The 24619-nt window shown below is 70.0% G+C and carries 16 protein-coding genes; 6 read left to right on the top strand and 10 right to left on the bottom strand.

Annotation, left to right across the window (positions count from 1 at the left end; genetic code table 11):
- From G7B67_RS05955 to tkt, 4 genes are all read right to left on the bottom strand, one after another.
- On the bottom strand, positions 1–1024 hold a 1024-nt coding region (locus G7B67_RS05955), incomplete at its 3' end, for a M56 family metallopeptidase (protein WP_243412267.1).
- A complete protein-coding gene (locus G7B67_RS05950; RefSeq protein ID WP_166209407.1) occupies positions 1017–1403 on the bottom strand; it encodes a BlaI/MecI/CopY family transcriptional regulator in 387 nt (128 codons plus the stop codon). The genes G7B67_RS05955 and G7B67_RS05950, both read right to left, overlap by 8 nt.
- Positions 1404–1578: 175 nt before the next feature.
- On the bottom strand, positions 1579–2178 hold the full coding sequence (locus tag G7B67_RS05945) for a DNA-3-methyladenine glycosylase (RefSeq protein ID WP_166209404.1): 600 nt from the start codon (positions 2176–2178) through the stop codon (positions 1579–1581).
- A 16-nt stretch (positions 2179–2194) separates the two neighbouring features.
- Positions 2195–4201, bottom strand: coding sequence for a transketolase (gene tkt / locus G7B67_RS05940; protein WP_166209400.1), 2007 nt, complete (start codon positions 4199–4201; stop codon positions 2195–2197).
- Between the two features lie 271 nt (positions 4202–4472).
- Here tkt and G7B67_RS05935 point away from each other — a divergent pair, with 271 nt between their 5' ends.
- Genes G7B67_RS05935 through G7B67_RS05925 form a run of 3 tightly spaced genes read left to right on the top strand, consistent with a single transcriptional unit; the run spans position 4473 to position 8739 of the window.
- Positions 4473–6605, top strand: a complete 2133-nt coding sequence (locus G7B67_RS05935) for a toll/interleukin-1 receptor domain-containing protein (protein WP_166209397.1) — start codon at positions 4473–4475, stop codon at positions 6603–6605.
- A gap of 22 nt (positions 6606–6627) precedes the next feature.
- Positions 6628–7044: a hypothetical protein gene (locus G7B67_RS05930; protein ID WP_166209394.1), complete on the top strand. Its 417-nt coding sequence runs from the start codon at positions 6628–6630 to the stop codon at positions 7042–7044.
- A 12-nt stretch (positions 7045–7056) separates the two neighbouring features.
- The gene (locus G7B67_RS05925) at positions 7057–8739 is read left to right on the top strand and encodes a DUF4231 domain-containing protein (protein WP_166209391.1); all 1683 of its coding nucleotides are present in this window, start codon (positions 7057–7059) and stop codon (positions 8737–8739) included.
- Between the two features lie 30 nt (positions 8740–8769).
- Here G7B67_RS05925 and G7B67_RS05920 read toward each other — a convergent pair whose 3' ends face one another.
- Entirely contained in the window at positions 8770–10107 is a 1338-nt protein-coding gene (locus G7B67_RS05920; protein WP_166209388.1) for a dicarboxylate/amino acid:cation symporter, read from the bottom strand.
- 154 nt (positions 10108–10261) lie between these two features.
- Here G7B67_RS05920 and G7B67_RS05915 point away from each other — a divergent pair, with 154 nt between their 5' ends.
- The 3 genes from G7B67_RS05915 to G7B67_RS05905 are packed head-to-tail and all read left to right on the top strand — an operon-like array spanning position 10262 to position 18482.
- Entirely contained in the window at positions 10262–15739 is a 5478-nt protein-coding gene (locus tag G7B67_RS05915) for a HAMP domain-containing protein (protein ID WP_243412266.1), read from the top strand.
- Positions 15736–17838 (top strand): hybrid sensor histidine kinase/response regulator, encoded by a 2103-nt coding sequence (locus G7B67_RS05910; protein ID WP_166209385.1) that lies wholly within the window; start codon positions 15736–15738, stop codon positions 17836–17838. Before G7B67_RS05915 ends, G7B67_RS05910 begins: the two co-directional genes overlap by 4 nt.
- A gap of 17 nt (positions 17839–17855) precedes the next feature.
- Positions 17856–18482 carry a sensor histidine kinase gene (locus G7B67_RS05905; protein ID WP_166209382.1) on the top strand — a complete coding sequence of 209 codons (627 nt, stop codon included), beginning with the start codon at positions 17856–17858 and terminating at the stop codon, positions 18480–18482.
- Positions 18483–18617: 135 nt separating this feature from the next.
- Here G7B67_RS05905 and G7B67_RS05900 read toward each other — a convergent pair whose 3' ends face one another.
- The 5 genes from G7B67_RS05900 to G7B67_RS05880 are packed head-to-tail and all read right to left on the bottom strand — an operon-like array spanning position 18618 to position 24595.
- A complete protein-coding gene (locus tag G7B67_RS05900) occupies positions 18618–20294 on the bottom strand; it encodes a BatD family protein (protein WP_166209379.1) in 1677 nt (558 codons plus the stop codon).
- Positions 20294–22177 carry a VWA domain-containing protein gene (locus G7B67_RS05895; protein WP_166209376.1) on the bottom strand — a complete coding sequence of 628 codons (1884 nt, stop codon included), beginning with the start codon at positions 22175–22177 and terminating at the stop codon, positions 20294–20296. Before G7B67_RS05895 ends, G7B67_RS05900 begins: the two co-directional genes overlap by 1 nt.
- Positions 22174–23199 (bottom strand): vWA domain-containing protein, encoded by a 1026-nt coding sequence (locus G7B67_RS05890; RefSeq protein ID WP_166209373.1) that lies wholly within the window; start codon positions 23197–23199, stop codon positions 22174–22176. Before G7B67_RS05890 ends, G7B67_RS05895 begins: the two co-directional genes overlap by 4 nt.
- Positions 23196–23666, bottom strand: a complete 471-nt coding sequence (locus G7B67_RS05885; RefSeq protein ID WP_166209370.1) for a DUF4381 domain-containing protein — start codon at positions 23664–23666, stop codon at positions 23196–23198. Before G7B67_RS05885 ends, G7B67_RS05890 begins: the two co-directional genes overlap by 4 nt.
- Positions 23663–24595: a DUF58 domain-containing protein gene (locus G7B67_RS05880; protein WP_166209367.1), complete on the bottom strand. Its 933-nt coding sequence runs from the start codon at positions 24593–24595 to the stop codon at positions 23663–23665. The genes G7B67_RS05885 and G7B67_RS05880 overlap by 4 nt, the downstream gene beginning before the upstream one ends.
- Positions 24596–24619 lie beyond the last annotated feature (24 nt).

The raw sequence follows: 24619 nt of genomic DNA, 5'->3' as shown, positions 1-24619 counted from the left end.
CTTTGCTTTGCGGCAAGGCGGGCATCGGGGCCAGCGCCGGCAGCGGCAGCAAAGCGCCCGCCGCGGCAACCTGCATCGGGGCTGCGGGCGGCAGCGGTGGGGCGGGCGGCGTCGGCGGTGTGGTCGCCGGTTGCGAGGCCCACGCGGCCACGCCGGTCAGCATCGAAGCCGCGATCACGATGGCAATGCCGAAACGGCGCTGTATTTGAGAGGGTGCGGGTCTGGTCAGCATGGAAATTCGCTCCTTGAGTGGGTGGTGCAGGCCCCAGTGGCATCCCAGGGGTGAGGCGGTGCCGGCCAGACCGGACGCGACCATGGCTTCGCAGTAACTGCGGCGACCCGCCGGGCGTTGCGCGATCACCCGCGCATCGCAGGCCAGCTCCTGGTCCTGTCGCAGCGCGCGCGCCGCGATGTGGACCAGCGGGTTGAACCAGAACACGCAGCGCAGCACGGCCATGCAGGCATTCACCTGCAGGTCGCCATGGACGATGTGCGCGCGCTCGTGGGCGAGCATCAGCGCGCGTTGCGCCGGGGTGTAGCGGCGGTCGAAATCGGCCGGCACCACCACGCTGGGACGCAGGAATCCCACCGCCGCCGGCAGGCCTTCGACGGCATCGGCCTGCCAGGCGCCATCGCCACGTCGGCGCAGCGATCCAAAGCGGCGCACGAATCGGCGTTGCTGGAACGCCAGCCACACGGCGGCGAGCAGCAGTCCCACGCCCCAGCACGCAACCACGGCAAGGCCATGGCTGGCACCCACACTGCCGGAGGTGTTGGCGATGGCGCGGATCGGCGCGACGACGACAACCGCGGCGTTGACCGCGCCGCTGGCCTCGCCATCCCCGCGCGGCAGCAGCACGCTGGCCAGCGCGATCGGGACCAGCAGCCACGCCGCATAGGCGACGCCAGCGCCGCAGCGCGCGCGCAAGCCGCGGCGCAGCAGCAGCACGATGGCGATCGCGAAGCTCGACGACAGCGTCGTGGCGACCAGGACGCGCGGCAACGCGGAGATCAGCTCATGCATGGTCATCATCCAGCTCGTCGAGCAGTTGCCGCAGTTCGGCGATGTCCTTGGGACTGAGCTTGCGGTGCTGGCTGAAGTGCGCCACCAGCGGCGCGACGCGGCCGTCGAAGAGGCGCTCGAGCAGGCCCTGGCTTTCGCCGAGCAGCCAGTCCTGGCGTTTGAGCACGGGCGTGTACAGATAACGGCGTCCGTCCTTGCTGGCGCGGATCGCGCCCTTCTTCAACAGGCGGTTGAGCAGGGTCTTGATGGTCGGCTCCTGCCACTGGCGCGACTGCGCCAGCGCGGCGACCACGTCCTCGGCCGCCAACGGCTCGCCCCGCTGCGCCGACGCGCGCCAGAGCACGTCCATCACCGCCGATTCGGCTTCGCTGATCTGCATCGATTACACCCGTAAACTTTTGCCTAGATTACATGCGTAATCGACAGTGTCAAGCGGGCACGCGGTGGCCGTCGCGGGCTTGTGGCTGGCGCATCGGGAGCGGGTGGATTGCGGGCGGCGCCCGGGTGGACGCTACGCGACCTCGCGGCTGAAGCCGCTCCCACGGCAGCAATGCTCAGCGCTTGGAGACGTGCGGGTTGCCCGCCACGTACCAGCGCCACGGCTCCTCGGCGGCGTGGCGGATGCCGACCCGGGTGGTGACGATGGGCTCTTCCGGCGGCGGCGTGCCGTCGTCGACGATGCTGAAGCCGCTCGTGCCGGTGACGAGATCCACGCCGTCCTGCGCGCGCGCAATGCCGAACGCCTGGCACAGCCGCGCCGGGCCGCTGCACAACTCGCGGTCGCGCCGGGCCGCGGGCCGCGATTCGCGCATCAGCGCCAGTCCCGCCAGCGGCTCGGCGGCACGCAGCAGCACGGCCACGCCCTCGCCTTCCTCGCCGCAGACGGCGTTGCAGCAGAAGTGCATGCCGTAGGTGAAATAGACATACAGCAGGCCCGGCTTGCCAAACATCACCGCGTTGCGCGCGGTCTGGCCACGGAAGGTGTGCGCGGCGGCGTCGATCGGGCCGCAATAGGCTTCGGTCTCGACGATCCGCGCGCGGCGGCCGTCGGCCGAAGCCAGGACCTTGTTGAGCAGGTCCGGCGCGACCTCGCGCGGGTCGCGCCGGTAGAACGCGCGCGGCAGACGTGTCCCGGCCCGCGCGCTTGCACTCATCGCCCGGGCAACCGGCTCACGCCAGCGACCGCGCCGTCGCGACCACGCGCTCGACGGTGAAGCCGAAGTGCGGCATCAGCGCCTCGATCGGTGCCGACGCGCCGAAGCCGTCGATGCCGACGACGGCGCCATCGAGGCCGACGTACTTGCGCCAGAAATCGCTGACGCCGGCCTCGATCGCGACGCGCCTGCGGCAGGCGCGCGGCAGTACCGATTCGCGGTACGCCGCTTCCTGCCGATCGAACACGTCGCTCGACGGCATCGACACCACGCGCACGCCGTCGCCCAGCTGCGCGGCCGCCTGCATCGCGATGCCGACTTCCGAGCCCGTCGCGATCAGGATCAGGGTCGGCGCTCCAACACTGTCGCGCAGCACGTACCCACCGCGGCCGATGTCGTGCAGCTGCGCCTCGCTGCGCGGCTGGTGGGCGAGGTTCTGGCGCGAGAACACCAGGCAGCTGGGGCCGTCGCGACGCTCGATCGCCGCCCGCCACGCCACCGCCGACTCCACCGCATCGCACGGACGCCAGACGTCGTTGTGCGGGATGTAGCGCAGCGAGGCCAGGTGCTCGACCGGCTGGTGGGTCGGGCCGTCCTCGCCCAGGCCGATCGAATCGTGCGTGTACACGTGGATCGCGTGCGCGCCCATCAGCGCGCTCATGCGCACCGCGTTGCGCGCGTAGTCGCTGAAGACGAGGAACGTCGCGTCGTAGGGGATGAAGCACCCGTGCAGCGCCAGCCCGTTGCTGATCGCGGTCATCGCGAATTCGCGCACGCCGTAATAGACGTAGTTGGCGTCGGCGTCCTCGCTGGCGACGGACTTGCTGCCCTTCCACAGCGTCAGGTTGGAATGCGCGAGGTCGGCCGAGCCGCCGATGAGTTCCGGCAGCAGCGGTGCGAAGGTCTCGATCGCCATCTGTGAGGCCTTGCGCGAGGCGACCACCGGGCCGTCGGCCTGCAACTTGGCAACGTACGCGTCGGCGGCGGTGGCGAAGTCGTCGGGCAGTTGCGCGCGCGAGCGACGGACGAGCTCATCGGCCAGTTCCGGATAGCGCGACGCATACAGGTCGAACAGCTGGCCCCACTGGTGTTCGCGGACCAGGCCCGCATCGCGTGCGCGCCACGCCAGGCGGATGTCGTCCGGGATCTCGAACGGCGCGTGCGGCCAGTTCAAGGCGGCGCGGGTGGCGGCAACCTCGTCCTTGCCCAGCGCGGCGCCGTGGCTGGACTCCTTGCCGGCCTTGTTGGGCGAGCCAAAACCAATCGTGGTGCGGCAGCACACCAGCGTCGGCTTGTCTGCCGACTTCATCGCGGTCTCGATCGCGGTCTTGATCTCGTCGGCGTCATGGCCGTCGACGCCGCGGATGACGTTCCAGCCGTAAGCCTCGAACCGCGCCGGAGTGTCGTCGGTGAACCAACCGGCGACGTCGCCGTCGATGCTGATCCGGTTGTCGTCCCAGAACGCGACCAGCTTGTTCAGGCCCCAGGTGCCGGCGAGCGAGGCGGCTTCATGCGAGATGCCTTCCATCAGGCAGCCGTCGCCCATGAACACCCAGGTGCGGTGGTCGACGATCGCAAGCTCGGGCCGGTTGAAGCGCTGCGCCAGCAGCTTCTCCGCCATCGCCATGCCGACGGCGTTGGCGAAGCCCTGGCCGAGCGGGCCGGTCGTGGTTTCCACGCCCGGGGTCATGAAGTTTTCCGGATGCCCGGGGGTCTTCGAATCGAGCTGGCGGAAGTGCTTGAGTTCCTCCAGCGGCAGGTCGTAGCCGGACAGGTGCAGCAGCGCGTACTGCAGCATCGAGCCGTGGCCGTTGGACAGGATGAAGCGGTCGCGGTTGAACCACTTCGGGTTGCCCGGGTTGTGGTTGAGGTAGTCGTTCCAGAGCACCTCGGCGATGTCCGCCATGCCCATCGGCATGCCGGGATGGCCGGACTTCGCGGCCTCGACCGCATCGATGGCGAGGAAACGGATGGCGTTGGCAAGGTCGCGGCGGCCGGGTTGCTTGGAAGCAGGCGTCGTCATGGGAACCGTCAGGAGGCGCCCGGCGAACCGCGGGCGGGCCTATTGTCCCATCCGGTCCGGGGGCTGTCGCGCAGGCCGGCGGCGCGGCAGGCCGCCGAGCTGCGGCCCGGATCCGGTCCCCCGGCGCTGCGGCGCGCCGGGACGCGCGCCAACCTGTCTGCGCGCACGCCTGCGCGCACGCGGAAAGCGGCTGGCCGGGAGCGCAAAATCGTGGCCGGTGGCGGCGGGTGGCGGCGTACCCTTTGCGTGACCCGGCGCCGGGGAGGTGCGCATGCATTACGCAGCGTTTCTCAGCTACAGCCATGCCGACTCGCGATGGGCGCAATGGTTGCATCGGCGGCTGGAGGCGTATCGCGTGCCGGCGGCGCTGGTGGGGACGCCGGGTCCCGACGGCCCGATCGGTCCACGCCTGGGGACCGTGTTCCGCGACCGCGACGAATTGCCCACCGCCGGCGACCTGGGCGCGACGATCCGCGAGGCGCTGCAGGAATCTGCCGCCCTGGTCGTCATCTGCTCTCCGGCGGCGGCGCATTCGCGCTGGGCCAACCGCGAAGTCGAATCCTTCCAGGCGCTGGGGCGCGGCGACCGGATCGCGTGTTTCGTGGTCGCCGGCGATCCGGCCAGCAGCGGCGCCGATGCCTGCTTTCCGCCCGCGCTGGTCGCTCCGGGCCCCGATGGCACGCCGGCCGAACCGCTGGCGGCCGATGCGCGGCTGCAGGGCGACGGCCGCGAGCGCGCGTTCCTGCGGTTGGTGGCCGGCCTGCTGGGCGTCAGCTACGACGCCCTGGCCCGGCGCGAGGCGCAACGCCGGCACCGCCGCCTGCTCGCCGTCACCGCGGCGTCGATCGCCGGCATGACGGTCGCGATCGCGCTGGCGGCCACCGCCTACGTGGCGCGCAACGATGCGCAGCGCCGGCAGGCGCAGGCCGAGGACCTGCTCGGCTTCATGCTCGGCGACCTGCGCGACAAGCTGACCACCGTCGGCCGCCTGGACCTGATGCGGGCGGTCGACGACAAGGCGACGGGTTACTTCGCCACCCTGGATCCACGCGACCTGAGCGATCGCTCGCTCGAGGCCCAGGCGCGATCGCTCACCGGCATCGGCCAGGTGCGCCTGGACGAAGCCAAATATGCCCAGGCGATGGACGCCTTCCGCGAGGCCTACGATCGCAGCCACGCGCTGGTCGAACGCGATCCCGGCAACGGCCAGCGGCTGTTCGACCGCGCGCAGGCCGAGTACTGGGTCGGGCTGGTGTACTGGCGCAAGGGGCTGTACGACGAGGCGGGCCTGTGGCTCACCCGTTATCGCGACAGCGCCTTGAAACTGGCGGCGATGGACCCGGGCAATTTCGCCTGGCAGCAGGAAGTCGCGTACGGGCAGGAGAACCTCGCCACGCTGGCGATGAGCCGGGGCCAGCACCGCGTGGCCGAGGCGGCATTCCGCAAGGAGTGGGCGCTGTACCAGCGATGGATGCGCTGGCATCCGCACGACCGCGGGTTGCGCGATACCGCCTCCAACGTCGCCTCGTTCCTGGGCTCGCTGGCGAAGGACGACGGCCGCCTGGCCGAGGCGGAATCGCGCTTCCGGCAACAGGTGGCGCTGTCGGCGCGCAATCGCGCCGAAGAACCCGACAACGCCATCTGGAAGACCAACTGGCTCAATGCGCAGGTCCTGCTGGTCCAGACCCAGATCGCGCGCGGCGAAACCGCCGCGGCCCGCCGCAATCTCGACCAGGCCATTGCCCTGGCCGACCAGCTGGCCGCGGCTGATCCAAAGAACGTGTCCTGGCAGCATTTCAGTGCACTGAGCCGTTCGCAGAAGGCGCCGTTGCTGGCCGCCGAGGATCCCGCGCTGGCCGCGCGGCTGGCGCGCGACTCGGAAGGTGCCTTGCGCGCCGCCTACCTGGCGCAGCCCGATGACCTGCGCTTCCTGCGCTCGCTGGCCGCCAACCTGCTGCTGCGTTCGCAACTGGAAACGCAATCCAATCCCGCCCAGGCCTTTGCGCTGGCGCACGAGGCACGCACGCTGATCGTGCCGGCCTGGACCGGCCATCCCACCGACGAGCTGCGGCTGCTGCTGGCCGAAAGCGCCCTGCGCGAAGGCGACGCCAACGCGGCGCGCAACGACGCCGCAGCCGCACGCGCGGCATGGGCGGGCTGCGAACGCCTGCTGCGGGACGGTCTGGGTACGCCGCCTGCATTCAACCGGCTCGAGCTGCTGGTCCGGGTGCTGCTTGCGCAGGGCCGCGACGACGAAGCGGCGCCTTACCTGGCCACGTTGAAGGCTTCCGGCTTCGTCCCGCTGGTCGCGTTCGCGCACGCACCGCACGACGCCCGCGCCGTGGCATTGGCCCAGCGCGATGGGCCGTCGCGCCGGCCCGCCCCCACCATCCCCCGGCCGTAATGGTCATGACTGGAGTGCTGACGTGCCCAACAATCCAACCACTGTCACCCTCGATGTCCGCAACTCGTCCAGCAACGGCGGCGGCTGGGTCAATGTCGCCGCGGCCAACGGCGCGCCCTACAGCTACCTGTATACCGGCGGCAACCAGCCAGGCAACAACGGCTCGGTGGTCTTCGGCGTCGGCGGCGGCAATGCGGCGGTCACGCTCACCTTCGCCAGCACCACCGACACCCGTTACCAGTTCGTCGGCGATTGCCTGTCGTTCCAGAACGATCCGCAATCGCAGCTCAGCACCCACGGCAACGCAGGTCGCACGCGGGTGATCAATGACAGCTGCAGCGCAGAGCTGGATGGCTCGTTCAAGGTCCAGGTGACGGACTCGACCGCGAACACCACCATCGCCTGCGATCCGGTGATCAGGAACCAGCCCACGCGCTGACGGATCCCGCGCATGCTGCTCGCCTCGACCCTGATCGTCGGCGTCACCGGCCACCGCAACCTGCGCGATTGCGACACCGGCGCATTGCGGGCGCAGGTCCGGGAGTTTTTCCAGGACCTGCGCTCGCGCTATCCCGACCTGCCGATCAGCGTCCTGTCGTCCCTGGCCGAAGGCAGCGACCAGCTGGTGACCGATGTCGCGCTCGAAATGGGCTTGCGCGTGGTGGCGCCGCTGCCGCTGCCGCCATCGTTGTTCCGCGACGACTTCAGCACCTGCGCCACCCTGCGCCATCTGGACGAGCAGTTGCAGCAGGTCGACGTGCTGGAGTTGCCGCTGGCGCCCGGTGCAAGCGCCGCGTCCATCGGCAGTGCGGGCCCGGCGCGCGACGTGCAGTACGCGCAGGCGGGCATTTTCGTTTCCAGCCACTGCCACATCCTGCTGGCGCTCTGGGACGGGCAGCCGTCGGAGCTCGTCGGCGGCACCGCGCAGGTCGTCGACTTCCACCTGCGCGGCGAGATGCCGGTGCCGATCGAACGCCGGCGCGCGGCGCTCGGGATGCTGGGGTTGGGGGAGGAAACCCTGGTCCACCACATCCCGGTGCTGCGCCACGGCACCAGCGGCGCGCATCCGCCGCGCGCCCGCTGGCTGACCTGCGACCAGGACGTCATCGCGCATGCGCGGATGCCGGCGGAGTTCGATGCCATGTTCCGCAGGCACTGCGAATTCAACCAGGACTGGATTAAGTACGCCGACCGGATCGGCTCGACACCGCAGGCGTTGCCGGACGAGCGGCCGGGATGCCCCATCGATGGCCTGTTCGAGGTCGCCGACTGGCTGGCGCGCACCTACCAGCGGCGCATCGCCAAGGTGCTGCTGGTCACTTATGTGCTCGCGGCGCTGATGGGGTTTTCGTTCGTGCTGTATGCCGACGTCACCAACCAGGACGCGATGCTGTATCTGTTCCTGCTGTTCTTCGCCTCCGGCATCGTCGTCACCGCCGTCGCGACGCGCCGGCAGTGGCACCGGCAATACATCGACTACCGGGCGCTGGCCGAGGGGCTGCGCGTGCAGTCGTTCTGGCGCCGGGCAGGCATCGTCGACATCGCCACCCCGGCGTTCGCGCACGACAACTTCCTGCAGAAGCAGGACGTCGAACTGGGCTGGATCCGCAACGCGATGCGCGGCGCCAGCCTGGACGGCATCCTGGCGCCGGTGGACACGGGGCCACGGCAGGTGGACCAGGTGATCGACGAGTGGGTCGGCAGCGCGACGTCGCCGGGACAGCTGGAGTACTACACGCGTACCGCCGCGCGACGCAGCCGGCTCCACCGCCGCGACACCGTGATCGCCGATGGCTGCCTTTGGATCGGCATCGCGATCAGCGCGGTCCTGGCCGCCGCCGCGCGGCACATCGACGGCTCGCTGCAGAACCTGCTGGTGGCGATGATGGGCGTGTTGTCGGTCGCCGTCGCCGTGCACGAGGCGTACGCGTACAAGAAGGCCGACAAGGAGCTGATCAAGCAGTACCGCTTCATGGGGCACATCTTCGCCGCGGCGCGCCATCGGCTGTCGACCTCGACCAGCCTGGCGGCCAAGCGCCAGATCCTGCGCGTGCTGGGCGAGGCCGCGCTGGCCGAGCACGCCGAATGGACGCTGATGCATCGCGAGCGCCCGTTGCAGAACAGCAAGATCTAGCCGGCCGCGACCGCCGCCGGCAGCCGATGCCTACAGGTCTTCCTGCGCCTGCGCGCGCTCCAGGTCCACGACCGGGATGTCGCGCTCGCCGCTGCGATGGGAGACGACGACCGCGGTGGCGAGGTCGCCGGTCACGTTGAGCGCGGTGCGGCACATGTCCAGGAAGGTGTTGACGCCGATGATGATGGCGATGCCTTCCGGGCGGATGCCGATGATGCCGCAGATCATCGCGATCACCGGCAGCGAGCCCGACGGGATGCCGGCGGTGCCAATCCCGCCAAGGATGCACAGCGCCAGCACCATCAGCTGCTCCGGCAGCGGCAGGTGCAGGCCGAACACCTGCGCCAGGAACAGCACCGTCACGCCTTCGAACAGCGCCGTGCCATGGTGGTTGGCCGAGGCACCGACGGTCAGCACGAAGCGCGACACCTTGCGCGGCAGCTGCAGGTTTTCTTCAGCCACGCGCAGCGTCACCGGCAAGGTCGCCGTCGACGATGCGGTCGCGAATGCGGTCAGCGTCGCCTCCTGGCTGCCGCGGAAGAACGTGCGCACCGGCATGCCGCCCATGAAGCGCACCCACAGCGGCAGCACCACGAACATGTGCAACCCGAGCGCGACCACCACGGTGACCACGAACCAGCTCAGGCCGACGATCACGTCCCAGCCCAGCTGCGCGCACAGGGTGAACATGAAGCAGGCCACCGCGTAGGGCGCCAGCAGGATGATCAGGCCGATCAGCCGCATGGCGATCTCGAACAGCCCCTGCAACGCGTGCTTGAACGCCGCCGTCGCCGGGCTCGGCGTCAGCACCAGGCCGATGCCGACCATCAGTGCGAAGAACACCACGCCCAGCATCTGCTTGTCGTCCACCGCCGCGGCGAACACGTTATGCGGCACGATGTTGACCAGCAGCTGCATCGCGTCCAGGTGCCGCCCGCTGGTGACGATGTCGCCCGCCTTGGCCGCATTGCTGGCCATCGCCTGCTCGACCAGCGCCGGATCCATGTGCAGGCCCGGCTGCAGCAGGTTGACCATCACCAGGCCGATCGCGACCGCCATGCCGGTCACCGCCGCGGTGTAGGTGAGCGTCTTCCAGCCCAGCCGCCCGAGGCTGGCGATGTCACCCAGCTCGCCCACGCCCAGCACCAGCGCCGAGAACATCAGCGGGATGACCAGCATGAACAGCAGGTTGAGGAAGATCTGCCCCAGCGGCTTGGTGCCGTAGGCGATCACGGCCTCGGTCAGAGGCGCGTCGGCGCCGTAGACGTGGGCGGCCAATCCGAGCAGCGCGCCGAGCACGAAACCCAGCAGGACCTTGACGTGCAGCGGCACGCCTTTTTTCACCGGACGCAACGAGGAGTTAAGCATTGGATCGGTAGGCTCCCCCGAGTGGCCGGCAAGCGTACACGAGGCCGTCCAAACCCCGCCCGCGGCGTGAAGATCCTGTGTAGGTCGTCACCCCTGCCGATGGGCTACTTTGTCCTAATGCCGGCACTGCGCCGTCACGTTTCAGGGGCCCCGCGTGAACGAGACCACCACCCGCCGCAGCCGCAAGGCCGCGGCTGCCAGCCTTCCACCCCCCGCCGACGCCGAGATCGATCCGCTGCTGCAGTTGCTGGCGGCGATGCAGGACGTCGATGCCGGCGATTTCAACGTGCGCCTGCCGCTGCACTGGGACGGCGTGCCGGGAAAGCTGGCGATCGTCTTCAACCGCATCGTGACCTCCAACCGCCGCCTGGCCGAGGAGCTCGCGCGCGTGGGCCAGAAGGTCGGCCGCGAGGGCCAGACCCGCCAGCGCGTGGTGCCCGCCGACCGCCAGGGCGCGTGGGCCGGGATGGAGCATTCGGTCAACTGGCTGATCGACGACCTCGTGCGTCCGGTCGAAACCATGACCGAGGCGATGGCCGGCGTCGCCAAGGGCGACCTGACCCGCACCGTGCCGCTGGAAGCCGACGGCCGCCCGCTGCAGGGCGAGTTCCTGCGCTCGGCCAACATCGTCAACCGCATGATCGAGCAGATGGGCGAGTTCTCGTCCGAGGTCACGCGCGTCGCGCTGGAGGTCGGCACCGCCGGCCTGCTCGGCGGCCAGGCGAAGGTGAAAGGCGTGTCCGGCGTCTGGAAGGACCTGACCGACTCGGTCAACCAGATGGCCAACAACCTGACCGCGCAGGTGCGCAACATTTCCGAGGTCACCATCGCGGTGGCCAACGGCGACCTCTCGCGCAAGATCACGGTGGACGTGCGCGGTGAGATCCTGCAGCTCAAGGAAGCCATCAACACGATGGTCGACCAGCTGCGCGGCTTCGCCTCGGAAGTCACGCGCGTGGCGCGCGAGGTCGGCACCGAAGGCAAGCTCGGCGGCCAGGCGATCGTGCCTGGCGTCGCCGGCACCTGGAAGGACCTGACCGATTCGGTGAACTCGCTGGCGTCCAACCTCACCTCGCAGGTGCGCAACATCGCCGAAGTGACGACCGCGGTGGCGAAGGGCGACCTGTCGCGCAAGATCACGGTGGACGTGCGCGGCGAGGTGCTGCAGCTGAAGGAGACCATCAACACGATGGTCGACCAGCTCAACGGCTTCGCCGCCGAGGTGACCCGCGTGGCGCGCGAGGTCGGCACCGAGGGCAAGCTCGGCGGCCAGGCCGTCGTGCCCGACGTCGCCGGCACCTGGAAGGACCTGACCGACCACGTGAACTCGATGGCGTCGAACCTGACGCTGCAGGTGCGCAACATCGCCGACGTGACCACCGCGGTGGCCAAGGGCGACCTCTCGCGCAAGATCACGGTGGACGTGCGCGGCGAGATCCTGCAGCTGAAGGAAACCATCAACACGATGGTCGACCAGCTCAACGGCTTCGCCGCGGAAGTCACGCGCGTGGCGCGCGAGGTGGGTTCGGAAGGCAAGCTCGGCGGCCAGGCCGTGGTGCCGGGCGTCGCCGGTACGTGGGCCGATTTGACCGACTCGGTCAACTCGATGGCATCGAACCTGACGACCCAGGTGCGCAACATCGCCGAGGTCGCGACCGCGGTGGCGCGCGGCGATCTCTCGCGCAAGATCACGGTGGACGTGCGCGGCGAGATCCTGGCGCTGAAGGACACCCTCAACACGATGGTGGACCAGCTGCGAGGCTTCGCGTCCGAAGTGACGCGCGTGGCGCGCGAGGTCGGCACCGAAGGCAAGCTCGGTGGCCAGGCGCAGGTCCCGGGCGTCGCCGGTACCTGGAAGGACCTCACCGACAACGTCAACTCGATGGCGTCCAACCTCACCGCGCAGGTGCGCAACATCGCCGAGGTGACCACCGCGGTCGCGAAGGGCGACCTGTCGCGCAAGATCGGCGTGGACGTCAAGGGCGAGATCCTGGAACTCAAGGACACCATCAACACGATGGTCGACCAGCTCAACAGCTTCGCCGCGGAAGTCACGCGCGTGGCGCGCGAAGTCGGCACCGAAGGCAAGCTCGGCGGCCAGGCGCAGGTCCCGGGCGTCACCGGCGCCTGGAAGGACCTCACCGACAACGTCAACTCGATGGCGTCCAACCTGACCACGCAGGTGCGAAACATCGCGGAAGTCGCGACGTCGGTGGCCAAGGGCGACCTGTCGCGCAAGATCGCGGTCGATGCGCAGGGCGAGATCCTGCAGCTCAAGGACACCCTCAACACGATGGTGGACCAGCTCAACGGCTTCGCCGCGGAAGTCACGCGCGTGGCGCGCGAGGTCGGCACCGAGGGCAAGCTCGGCGGCCAGGCGCAGGTGCCCGGCGTCGCCGGCACGTGGAAGGACCTGACCGACAACGTCAACTCGATGGCGTCCAACCTCACCACGCAGGTGCGCGGCATCGCCAAGGTCGTGACCGCGGTCGCCAACGGCGACATGCAGAAGAAGCTGACGGTGGAAGCCAAGGGCGAGATCGCCGAGCTGGCCGACACCATCAACAACATGACCGAGACGCTGGCGATCTTCGCCGACCAGGTGACCACCGTCGCGCGCGAGGTCGGTGTCGAAGGCCGCCTTGGCGGCCAGGCCAACGTGCCCGGCACCGCCGGCATCTGGGAAGACCTCACCGCCAACGTCAACCAGCTCGCGGCCAACCTCACCACCCAGGTGCGCGCGATCGCGGAAGTGGCGACCGCGGTGACCCAGGGCGACCTGACCCGGTCGATCCAGGTCGACGTGCGCGGCGAGGTCGCGGACCTGAAGAACAACATCAACGCGATGATCGGCACCCTCCGCGCGACCACCGAGTCCAACCGCGAGCAGGACTGGTTGAAGACCAACCTGGCCAAGTTCTCGGGGATGATGCAGGGCCAGCGCGACCTGATCACGCTGGGCCACATGCTGCTGTCCGAGCTGGCGCCGCTGGTCAATGCGCAGCAGGGCCTGATGTACATGGTGGAGACCGTCGGCGATGCGCCGGAGGATCGCCGCCTGCGCCAGCTCGCCGGCTATGCCGACGCCAACCGCTCGCCGATGACGCGCACGCTGCAGTTCGGCGAAGGCCTGATCGGCCAGTGCGCCGCGCAGCAGTCGCTGATCCTGGTCAAGGACGTGCCGCCGGGGACCGCGCAGATCGAGTCGGGACTGCTGAACGCCGTTCCGCGCAGCGTGATCGTGCTGCCGGTGCTGTTCGAGGACCAGGTCAAGGCGGTGATCGAGCTGGCGTCGCTGTACGAATTCAGCCCCACCGAACGCACGTTCCTGGAGCAGCTGAGCCGGAGCATTGGTATCGTCCTGAACACGATCGAGGCCACGATGCGCACCGAGCACCTGCTCGCGCAGCCGCAGCAGCTGGCGGTGGAACTGCAGACGCAGCAGAACGAGCTGCAGGAAACCAACGAGGAGATCGCGCAGAAGGCGGCACTGCTGGCCGAGCAGAAGGCCGAGGTCGAGCACAAGAACCAGCAGATCGAGCACGCCCGCCGCGCGCTGGAGGACAAGGCCGCCGAGCTGGCGCTCACCTCGCGCTACAAGTCCGAGTTCCTGGCCAACATGTCGCACGAGCTGCGCACGCCGCTGAACTCGATCCTGATCCTGGGCCAGCAGCTGGCCGAGAACCCCGAGACCAACCTCAGCCCGCGCCAGGTCGAGTTCGCCAAGACGATCCATGCCGCCGGCACCGACCTGCTGCACCTGATCAGCGACATCCTCGACCTGTCGAAGATCGAGTCGGGCACCGTCACCGTCGACAGCGAGGAGATCCCGTTCTCGCACCTGCGCGAGAACATCGAGCGCGGCTTCCGCCACGATGCCGAACGCAGGCACCTGGATTTCTCGGTGGATTTCTCCGCCGACCTGGGCCGCGCGCTCAACACCGATCCCAAGCGCCTGCAGCAGATCCTCAAGAACCTGCTGTCCAACGCGCTGAAGTTCACCGAAGCCGGAAGCGTGCGGCTGTCGGCGCGGGTCGCCCGCGCCGGCTGGACCGTGGGCCACAAGATCCTCGATGTCGCCCCGACCGTGGTCGCGTTCGAGGTCACCGACACCGGCATCGGCATTTCGCCCGAGAAGCAGCGCATCGTGTTCGAGGCCTTCCAGCAGGCCGACGCCGGCACCTCGCGCAAGTACGGCGGTACCGGCCTCGGCCTCGCGATCAGTCGCGAGATCGCCGGCCTGCTGGGCGGCGAACTGCGCCTGGTCAGCGCCCCCGGCAAGGGCAGCACCTTTACCCTCTACCTGCCGCTGAACTACATGGGCGCCGACAGCAACCACGAGCGCAACGACCGTGGATCGCGACCGACGCCGGCCGAACTCGCCCATGCCGCCGCGACCGAAACCAACGCGGTGGTGCTGGAGGAAATCGCCGACGACCGCCTCGAGCTCGCCCCCGGCGAACCATCGCTGCTGGTGGTGGAGGACGACGCCCGCTACGCCACCGTGCTGCGCGACCACGCCCGCACGCAGGGCTTCAAGGTGCTGGTCGCCAACCGTGGCAGCGAAGCGTTGCGGCTGGTGCGCGAGTACAAGCCCAGCGCGATCTCGCTCGACATCTTCCTGCCCGACATGCTCGGCTGGACGGTGCTGGCGCGCCTGAAGCAGGACTCGACGACGCGCCATATCCCGGTGCAGATCGTGACCGTCGAAGAGGAGCGCCACCACAGCATCGAGCGCGGCGCGTTCGCTTACCTCGCAAAGCCTGCGACGACCGAGACGATTTCCGCCGCGCTGGAGCGCATAAAGCAGTACACCCTGCCGCGGGTGAAGCGGTTGCTGGTGGTTGAGGACGACGCCGTCGAACGGATGAGCATCGATGAACTCATCCGCCACGACGACGTGGAAATCACCACGGTCGGGTCCGGCGAGGATGCGATGGCGGCGCTGGCGCAGGGCGAATTCGACTGCGTCGTGCTCGACCTGCGGTTGCCCGACATGAGCGGCTTCGACCTGCTCGACCGCATCCAGGGCGTGCCCGAACTGCGCGACCTGCCGATCGTGGTGTTCACCGGCAAGGACCTGAGCACCGCCGAAAGCGAGCGGCTGAAGAAGGTGGCCAAGTCGGTGGTGATCAAGGGCGTGGAATCGCCCGAACGCCTGCTCGACGAGACCGCGTTGTTCCTGCACCGCGTGGTCGCCGAATTGCCGCCCGCCAAGCGCCGCATGGTCCAGCGCCTGCATGAATCCGACGAGGCGCTGCGTGAAAAGCGCGTGCTGGTGGTGGACGACGACGTGCGCAACATCTTCGCGCTGTCGAGCGTGCTCGAGCGCCACGGCATGGACGTGGTCACCGCCGGGACCGGTCAGGAGGCGATCGAGAAGGTCGCCGGCGACAGCGACATCGACCTGGTGCTGATGGACATCATGATGCCAGGCATGGACGGCTACGATACGATGCGCGCGATCCGCTCGGACCCCGAGTCGCGCGCGCTGCCCATCGTGGCGCTGACCGCCAAGGCGATGAAGGGCGATCGTGAGAAATGCCTGGAGGCCGGCGCCTCGGACTACCTCGCCAAACCCGTCGTCACCGACCAGTTGCTGGGAGTGCTGCGACAGTGGTTGCATCGTTGAGCCACAGCGAAGACACCGCGCCGCCGCCTCCGGCGGACGAGGCGCTGGCGCCGGTGAACATCCTGCTGGTCGACGACCAGCCGGGCCGGTTGCTGACGTACCGAGCGATCCTGGAGCCGCTGGGCGAGAACCTCGTCGACGCCAGTTCCGGCATGCAGGCGCTGCAGCGGCTGATGGACCAGGAGTTCGCGGTCATCCTGCTCGACGTCAACATGCCGGGCATGGACGGCTTCGAGACCGCGAGCCTGATCCACCAGCACCCGCGTTTCGAGAACACCCCGATCATCTTCGTCACCGCGGTCAACGTGACCGACATGGACCGGCTGCGCGGCTACAAGCTTGGCGCCGTCGATTACGTGATGGTGCCGGTGATCCCGGAGATCCTGCGCAGCAAGGTGGTGGTGCTGGCCGAGCTGTTCCGCAAGCGGCGCCAGCTGCAGCAGGCCAACCTCGCGCTGGAGGCCGAGAAGGCCCGCGAACTGGAGCAGCTCAACGAGTCGCTGCGCCGCGCCAACGACGAGCTGGGACAGCGCAACCGCGAACTGCGCGAGGAAGTCGCCGAGCGCGCCAACGCCGAGCAGCGACTGCGCTTCCTCGCCGACACCATCCCATCGATCGTCTGGACCTGCGCGCCGGACGGCACCATCACCTACGCCAACCGCAACTGGTTCGAGTACTACGGCCACGCGGCCGAGGGCGACGGACCCAGCGACCTGACCAGGCTGGTGCTGCATCCGGACGACAGCCAGGCGGTGCACGACCTGGTGGTGGCGTCGCTGGCGGCGGGCGAGAAGTTCGAGTTCGAGGCCCGTCATCGCAACGAGGAAGGCGACTACTGCTGGTTCATGACCCGCGCGGTGCCATGGCGCAACGAGGCCGGCAAGCTGGTGTCCTGGTTCGGCATCTCCACCAGCATCGACCAGCTCAAGCAGTTGATGGAACGCCTGCGCGAGGCCGACCAGCGCAAGGACGAGTTCCTCGCCACCCTCGCCCACGAGTTGCGCAATCCGCTCGCGCCGCTGCTCAATGCCCTCAACGTGCGCCGGCTGGCTGCTCCCGGCGGCACTCCCGAGCCACTGCAGGACCTGATGGAACGCCAGCTCGCGCTGCTGGTCCGGTTGATCGACGACCTGCTCGACATAGCGCGCATCACCCGCGGCAAGCTCGAGTTGCGCCAGGCGCCCACCACGCTGCAGGCGGTGCTCGAGTCCGCGGTCGAGACGGCGATGCCGCTCATCGAGCAGGGCCGGCACGAGTTGCGGATGCAGCTGCCCGATACGCGCGTGCCGTTGCACGCCGACGGCCTGCGCCTGTCGCAGGTGTTCGCCAACCTGCTCAACAACGCGGCGAAGTATTCCGATGCCGGCGGCCTGATCGAGCTCGTCGCGGAACTGGACGACCAGTGCATCGAGGTCGCCGTACGCGACCGCGGCATCGGCTTGAGCGCCGAGCAGACGCGCGACATCTTCGAACTTTTCTCCCAGGCCGACACCGCGATCGAACGCGCGCATGGCGGGCTCGGCATCGGACTGACGCTGGTGCGCCGGCTGACGGAGATGCATGGCGGCGAGGTCAGCGTGCATAGCGACGGCCTCGGGCGCGGCAGCCAGTTCCTGGTCCGGCTGCCACGCACGGCCGGTGGCGATGCACTGGCGATGCACGTGCCGGCACCGCAGGCCGCCATCGCACGCGAGGTCGACACCGGTCGCGCCGACGCGGTCCACCATCGCGCGCTCGTGGTCGACGACAACCGCGACGCGGCCGATACCCTGGCGATGATGCTGGAACTGCTCGGGCTGGAAGTCCGCTGCCTGTACGAGCCAGCAGGCTTCGAGGCCGGCTTCGCGGAATTCCAGCCGCAGATCGTGTTCCTGGATGTCGGCATGCCCGGCCGCAGCGGTTACGACGTGGCCCGCGCGCTGCGCGCCGCGCCGGGAGGCGACGACGTGGTACTGGTCGCGGTCACCGGCTGGGGCCAGCCGGAGGATCGGCGCCGGACCCGCGAGGCCGGCTTCGACCACCACTTGGTCAAACCGCCGGAACTGCCGGCGATCCAGTCGATCTGCACGCTGCTCGACACCCGCGGTACGCCTGCGTGATCGCCAGCGTTCCATGGATGGATCGCATCGCCCACGACCTGCGCGGGCCATTGACGCCGTTGCAGACGGCCGCATACCTGTTGCGCAGCGGTCAGGTCGCGCCTGAACGCCAGCAGGAGCTGTTCGCCCTGATCGAGCGCCAGACGCGACAGCTGGTGCGGATGATCGACGAACTCGGCGACTGGACCCGCGCCAGCAATGATCGCCTCGTCAATACGCCCGAGCCCTGCGATCCGGCGATGCTGCTGGACTACGCCCGTACCAACAGCGGCGCGAGCGCCCTGGTCACGATCGAAAACCACGTCGACGGCGTGATGGTCGCCGGCGATCCGGTGCGCTTGACGCAGTTGCTGCGGGTGCTGATCGAGTTCGCCACCGCACGCGCCAGCGTCGCGGCCGCGGTCACGCTCCAGGCCGTCGATGGGCGATTGCGGATCGACATCCACAGCCAGGCGCCTGCGCCGGATCCGAGGCAGCTGGATGCGTTGTTCGATCTGCCGCAGGCCGATGCCTACGACGAAGGCCTCGGCCTGCAGTTGCTGATCGCCCGCGCCATTGCCCGGGCCCATGCCGGCAGCCTGTTTGCGATGGCCAGCGATGGCCGGCTGCTGCTGCGCTGCGAACTGCCGCTGGCGCACGGCTGAGAGGGTTCGATTCGCCTGCGCCTGCGGGCGCACATCGGTTGAAGGCAAACCCGGGGCGGGCAGCGCTGTCCCTGCGAGCCATGATGGCAGGGCCCGCGGCTGAAGCCGCTCTACGGGGAATGTGTTTGAACAAACTCAGCCGTGCGGATACAGGGGCGGCAATGGCTCCTTCGCGGCCGCCGGGCCACGTTCGCGCCAACGCGGGCCTCCCTTGAACGCGTCGCGCAGCGCGGTCCGCGCGGCGCCGCCGTCGCCATCGCCCCAGCGCGCCCGTTGCAAGGCATCGACCGCATCGCGCTGGCGTGGATCGGCCAGCCGGTCCCGCACGGCGTCGAGTTCGGCCGCTGGACCAGCCATCGCGCACAGGATCTCCGCCACGTCGCCGAGCGAGCCGCGCTCCAGTGCCCGCTTCAGGTCGGCGGGCGATGCGCCGCCATCGGGCGCCTGCGATACGGGTGTCGCGCCGACTCCCTGGCCATCGCCCACGCTGGACCGGCGCTGCAGCGCCCAGGCCAGCGTGCCCAGCCACAGCGCCGCGAACGCCACCGTCGCCAGCGCCCAGGGCCGCGTGCCAGTGGCGGCCGTCGACGCGGCCCGGGTGCCGTCCAGGTTGCCGTCATCGGAGTCCGTGCCTGGCGTCGCGCCGGCCGTCGCCCCGGCGCCGCCGGCACCGGGCGCGACCTGCAGCACGAGATCCGGCAGCGACGCGGTGCGTCGCACGCCCGCCTGCACATCCCACCAGCTCACGCGCGACCCCTGCAAGTGCAGGGTGCCTGCATGCGCAGGCACGATCGAAAACTTCCGTACCTCGCGCACGTGCGGTCGGCCGTCGTCGAAGCGATCGTCGCTCTGCACCGGATCGGCGAAGACCTGCGCGCCGTCGTCGGCCTCAAGCTGCAGTTCCGGCAACTGCGCGGCGGTGGCCCCGTCGGCGACGGCCTCGATGGTGACGGTCGCCGCTTCGCCGGCACGCGCGCGCTGCGGGGTGGACAGGTAGCGCAGTTGCAGTCCGCGCAGCGGCAGCCAGGGCTGCGGTGCATTGGCCGGCACCGGGCGCACCTGCAGCGCGCGCGACGGGCTTGAGACATCGATCCCGCCACTGCCGTCGCCGAGGAAGTCGTCGAAGAATCCGCCCGCGGCATTGCCCTGGAAATGCGCGCCGGGGATGGTCATCGGCCCGCTGCGCTCCGGGATCAGCAGGTAATGGCGCTCGATCACGTTGTAGCTGCGGTTGCCGATGTCGCGCTCGTACTGGGTGTCGTCGCCGACGCGTTGCAGCGAGCCACCGGCGGGCGGGGCCTGGTCCAATTGCCCGGAGACGAGCGGCGTCTGCGAATACAGCCGCACGGTGTAGCCAACCGCCTGCTGCACGTAGGGCGATGGCGCATCGACCTGCGTTTCGATGAAGACCGAGCCGTCATGCGCCGGCGCCGACGACCGCGGCGCGACCGTCAGCGTCAGCGCGGGCGTCTGCTGGTTGCCCACGCGCAGCGACGGGACCGCGATCACGCCATCGCGCCGGGGCCGCAGCGCCACGGCAAACAGCACGTGCGCGCTGCCAACGCCATTGACCACCTGGTACTCGCGACGGCTGGTATTGCCGCTGAGGGTGAAGTCGGCGAGCAGCGGCGAGTACTCCGGGGCGTCCGCGGTGGCCTGGTCGGTCTGGATGTTGAGGGTGGTGGTTTCGCCCAGCGCGATGTGGTCGCGGTCCAGCCACGCGCGCGCCTGCGCGCAGGCGGCGAATGCGCAGCAGGACAGCAGCAGGCCGACCGCCAGGCGGACAACGGCATTGGAATGCAGGTCAGCCATCAGCGGCCGTCTCCCTCGTGTTGGCGACGTTCGTATTCGAGCCGGAACTTCGCGCGCAGCAGGCCACCGGGATCATCGGGTACCCGCCGCAGCCAGGCTTCGTTGGCGATGCGGCGTTCGCGCTGTTGCGGGGTTTCGACCGCTTCGGCGGTTGGCTCGTTGCCAGGCGGCGCGTCCTTGCCGGGCTGCTCCTTGCCCGGTCGTTCGGCGGGCGTGTCGCGCAGCGCGCGCTCCATCCGCTGTCGCTGCGCGGCATCGGCCTGCTGCTGCGTTTTTGCATCGGCCGGCGTTTCGGGCGCGGCCGGGCTGGGCTCGCCCGGAGGTTTCCCGGATTGCGACGGCGATGACGACGTTTTCGGCGATGTCTCCCGCGATCCGGGTTGCGCTTGCGGATCGCCGTCACGCGGCGGTTGCGGTTGCGGCGGAGAGGGGGCGCCGGAGGCGTCGTGCGCATCATTCGGCGCGCCCGGCTTCGACTCCTGCTGTCCCTTCGAGGAAGATTGCGATGGCCCGGATCGGGGTTGGCCGGACGAAGGTCGATCCTGTTCCTGCCCGGGCTGCGATGGCTGCCGGCGCTGCTTCGCCTGCAGGACACGCGCGCGATTGGTGATGGCGTCGGCCATGCGCGGGCGCAGGCGCAGCGCACGGTCGTACGCGGCGATCGCGCCGTCGTAGTCGCCCTGTTCGGCGAGCGCATTGCCCAGGTTGTAGGCGGCATCGGCGCCGGGCAGCGCCCGCCACCGGTCGGCCGCGGCGGCGTAATCGTGCTGGCGATACGCCTGCGTGCCGCGTTCGAATTGCGCATGCGCCCGTTGATCCGGACGCTGCCACCAGTCGATCGGCCCAGCCTGCGCTGGTTGCCATGGCAGCCATGCCAGCAGCAGCAACGTCGCAAGCGCGCCGCCACGTCGGAACGCAAACAGCGCCAGTACCAGCAACGGCAACAGCAGCCAGTAGCCCTGGTCGTGCCAAAGCGCGGCGCCGCCATGCATGCCCGCCTGCGCATCGGCGCGCTGCGGATCGAGCACGCCGAGCGCGACGAGATCGCCAGCGCCCGGCTCCAGCGCCGCGTAGGCGCCACCGCCGGCAGCGGCGAGCGCGCGCAGCGACGGCGCATCCAGGTGCGCCTGGCCGATGCGGCCGTCGGCGTCGCGATAGGCGGCGCCCGACGGCGTGCCCAAGCCGAGCACCGAGACGCGATAGCCATCGCGATGCGCCGCCGACGCCGCCGCGCGCGCGTCCCCGTCGGCGTGGTCGGTCAGCAACAGGATGTCCCCGTGCGCGAATCCCGCCTGCCTGAGCAATCGCGCCGACCACGCGACCGCGCGATCGGCGCGGCTGCCGTCGACCGGCATCACGTCCGGGGACAGCGCATCCAGGAACAGCGCGACGTTGGCGGCGTCCTCGGTCAGCGGCGCGACCGTGTAGGCATCGTCGGCAAAGGCCACCAGGCCGACCTGGCCGCCGGCACGCGTGGCGAGCAGGCGCGCGATCTTGCCCCGCGCCTGCAACAGCCGCGAGGGCGGAAGATCAGGCGCCAGGCTCGCGCTGGACAGGTCGAGCGCGACCACCAGCGGCGTGCGGGTCTGCCACAGGGCCTGCGGCGACTTCTCCCACGCCGGGCCGGCCAGCGCGCAGATCGCGAGCACGCCGCCGAGCAGGGCGAGCCATCCGCCTGCTGCGCGACGCGTCCCGGCTTCCTCGAGCAGGCGGGACAACAGGTGCGGATCGACATGCGCGCGCCAGGCGCTGCGCACGTGCTGGCGCGTTCGCCACCACCACGCCAGGCCCGGCAGCGCGAGCAGGCACCAGAGCCATTGCGGCCGCAGCCAGTGCGGCGATGCCAGCCGCAGCAGCTCCGCAGGAACGTCCGCGGGAATCATGCGCGCCCCCGTCGCGGCCAGGCGAGGGCCAGCAGGCCGCACGCGATCGCCGCGCCCAGCGGCCAGGGATAGCGTTCGATGCGCGGTCGTACCGCCTGCCCGGCACGCTCCACCGGTTCGAGGCGGTCGATCGCGGCATAGATCCCCGCGAGCTGTTCGGTATCGCGCGCGCGGAACGCCTGTCCGCCGGTCAGCTTGGCGATGCGTTGCAGCGTGGCCATGTCGACGTCTTCATCGGCGCCGGGCATGTGCAGTGGGATGCCGAAAACGGACATGCCCCCGCCCTGGCCGCCGAACGCGATCGCGTGGATGCGCACGCCGGCGTCGCGCGCCAGTTCGGCCGCCTTGAGCGGATCGAGCATGCCGGCGTTGCTGACGCCGTCGGTGAGCAGGACCAGGACGTGTTCGCGTGGGCCATGCTGGTCGTGCGGTCGCGCCTTCAGTCGCTTCACCGCCAGGCCGATCGCATCGCCGATGGCGGTCGCGCGTCCCGCCAGGCCGACCACGCTGTCGCCCAGTTGCGCGCGGACCGAATCCAGGTCCGCGGTGAGCGGCGTGAGCATGTACGCCTTGTCGCCGAACACCAGCAGCCCGACGCGATCGCCCGCGCGCCGGTCGAGGAAATCGGCGAGCACCGCCTTGGCCGCGGTCAGGCGATCGACGGACTGGTTGCCGAGCGACATGTCCTCTTCGCTCATGCTGCCCGACAGGTCGACCGCGAGCATGAGGTCACGGCCGGATTGCGGCGGCCTGGCCACCGGGCCCAGTTGCTGCGGGCGCGCCGCGGCCACGCACAACAGCGCCCATGCGACCCAGGCAAGCACACCGATGCCGCGCGCGCCGGCATGGCCGCCGCGGATCGCGATCGCATCCAGGCGGTCGCCATAGGGAACCTTCAGCGCGCCATCCGCGCGTCGCATCGGTGGCAACAGCCAGCGGGCCAGCCACGGCAGCGGCAACGCGAGCAGCAGCCACGGCCAGGCGAAGCCGTCCAGGTGCAGCGCCGCGAGCAAGGCCGTCATCGCGCCGCCATCCAGTCCAGGAACCGTGCGCGCGCTGCCACGCGCAGGGCGTCGGCGTCGTCTTGCGAAATGCTGCGGCGGAAGCCGCCCTCGAGCAGCACGTCGCCAAGCCGGCCGACGAAGACCGGCGACGGCAGGCTGCGATCGAGGAAGGCAAGCCACTTGTCGCCGGGCAACGCATCGGCGCCCGGATCGATGTTGCGCGCGGCGCGGCGCAGCAGCTCCGACATCGCGGCAACCTGCGCCTGTGGCGTCGCTGCGCGCGCCAGGGCATCGTCGAACAGCCGCGAGAGTGCGCGTGCGCGCTGGCGCCGTCGCCACAGTCGCCAGGCGATCGCGCCGATCACGAGCAGCACGATCGCCGCCAGCAGCCACCAGCCCGGCGCCGGTGGCCACCAGGACGGCGGCGGCGCCTGGTGGATGTCGCGCAGCTGCAGCGTCGCGCCGGGGCTGGCGAGCCGGCTCATGCCCGCACCGCACCCTGCCGCCCGAGCAGCGGCAGCCATGCCTGGCTCGGCGCATCGGTGGACAACCGGTGCACGCGTACGCCACGTGCTGGAAGCTGCGCGCAGGCCTGGTCCACGGGCAGCACGAACGTGCGTTTCCAGCGCTGGCGCTGTGCTGCCGTCGCCAGGTCGAGTTCGACCCGGTGTGCCGCGGTCACGAAGGGCAACGCGGCCTGCGGCGGGTCGAGTTCCAGCGGATCGGTGAGCAGCAGCACGATGACTTCGTTGTGCATCGAAAGAGCCGGCCAGCGTTCGGCCGGCACCGCGGCGACGCTGGCCGGATCGGCAATCAGGACGACGCGCGAGCCGGGGCGCAGCAGGCGGCGCGCGTGTTCGATCGCCACGACCAGGCCGGCGTCGTCCGCAGGCGGGGCCGAGTACCAGCGCACCAGGGCGTCGAGCACGCGCAAGGCGCCGCGGGGCCCGGCGGCGGGCGGTACCGGCGGATCACGATGGCTGCCGCGCAATGCGGCGACGCGGTCTCCGTCGCGGATCGCGGCCCACACGGCGATCGCGCCCGCGCGCGCGGCCTGCACCGACTTGAAGCGCACGCGCGTGCCGAAATACAGCGACGGCGCGGTGTCGGCGATGACCAGCGTCAGGCGCTCGCGTTCGGCCTGGAACAGCTTGGTATGCGGTTTGCCGCTGCGCGCGGTCAGGCGCCAGTCGATGTGGCGGGCGTCATCGCCGATCGCATACTCGCGCGACTCCGCGTACTCCATGCCGCGCCCCCGCAAGGGCGAGAGGCCCTGCCCGCTGACGCCGAGCCGCCCCCGTCGCGGCGGCCGCGCGCCCTGGGCGAGACCGCGCAATGCCACCAGCTCGGCGAGCGACGGGGCGATTCCCTGCTCTGCTCCGACGCCGCCGGAGGATGCAGGGGCCGCGCGCATCCGATCCGATCCGGCTGTCGCCAC

The sequence above is a fragment of the Cognatiluteimonas telluris genome (assembly GCF_011320095.1).
Classification (GTDB): Bacteria; Pseudomonadota; Gammaproteobacteria; order Xanthomonadales; family Xanthomonadaceae; genus Cognatiluteimonas; species Cognatiluteimonas telluris.
Note: the sequence above shows the minus strand (reverse complement) of the source record. Positions and strands in the feature narration are given on the sequence as shown.

Bases quoted from the DNA above. Each gene is read 5' to 3' on its own strand.
- G7B67_RS05950 (WP_166209407.1), bottom strand. From the start codon at position 1,403: ATGCAGATCAGCGAAGCCGAATCGGCGGTGATGGACGTGCTCTGGCGC.
- G7B67_RS05945 (WP_166209404.1), bottom strand. From the start codon at position 2,178: ATGAGTGCAAGCGCGCGGGCCGGGACACGTCTGCCGCGCGCGTTCTAC.
- tkt (WP_166209400.1), bottom strand. From the start codon at position 4,201: ATGACGACGCCTGCTTCCAAGCAACCCGGCCGCCGCGACCTTGCCAAC.
- G7B67_RS05935 (WP_166209397.1), top strand. From the start codon at position 4,473: ATGCATTACGCAGCGTTTCTCAGCTACAGCCATGCCGACTCGCGATGG.
- G7B67_RS05925 (WP_166209391.1), top strand. From the start codon at position 7,057: ATGCTGCTCGCCTCGACCCTGATCGTCGGCGTCACCGGCCACCGCAAC.
- G7B67_RS05920 (WP_166209388.1), bottom strand. From the start codon at position 10,107: ATGCTTAACTCCTCGTTGCGTCCGGTGAAAAAAGGCGTGCCGCTGCAC.
- G7B67_RS05905 (WP_166209382.1), top strand. From the start codon at position 17,856: ATGGATCGCATCGCCCACGACCTGCGCGGGCCATTGACGCCGTTGCAG.
- G7B67_RS05900 (WP_166209379.1), bottom strand. From the start codon at position 20,294: ATGGCTGACCTGCATTCCAATGCCGTTGTCCGCCTGGCGGTCGGCCTG.
- G7B67_RS05895 (WP_166209376.1), bottom strand. From the start codon at position 22,177: ATGATTCCCGCGGACGTTCCTGCGGAGCTGCTGCGGCTGGCATCGCCG.
- G7B67_RS05890 (WP_166209373.1), bottom strand. From the start codon at position 23,199: ATGACGGCCTTGCTCGCGGCGCTGCACCTGGACGGCTTCGCCTGGCCG.
- G7B67_RS05885 (WP_166209370.1), bottom strand. From the start codon at position 23,666: ATGAGCCGGCTCGCCAGCCCCGGCGCGACGCTGCAGCTGCGCGACATC.
- G7B67_RS05880 (WP_166209367.1), bottom strand. From the start codon at position 24,595: ATGCGCGCGGCCCCTGCATCCTCCGGCGGCGTCGGAGCAGAGCAGGGA.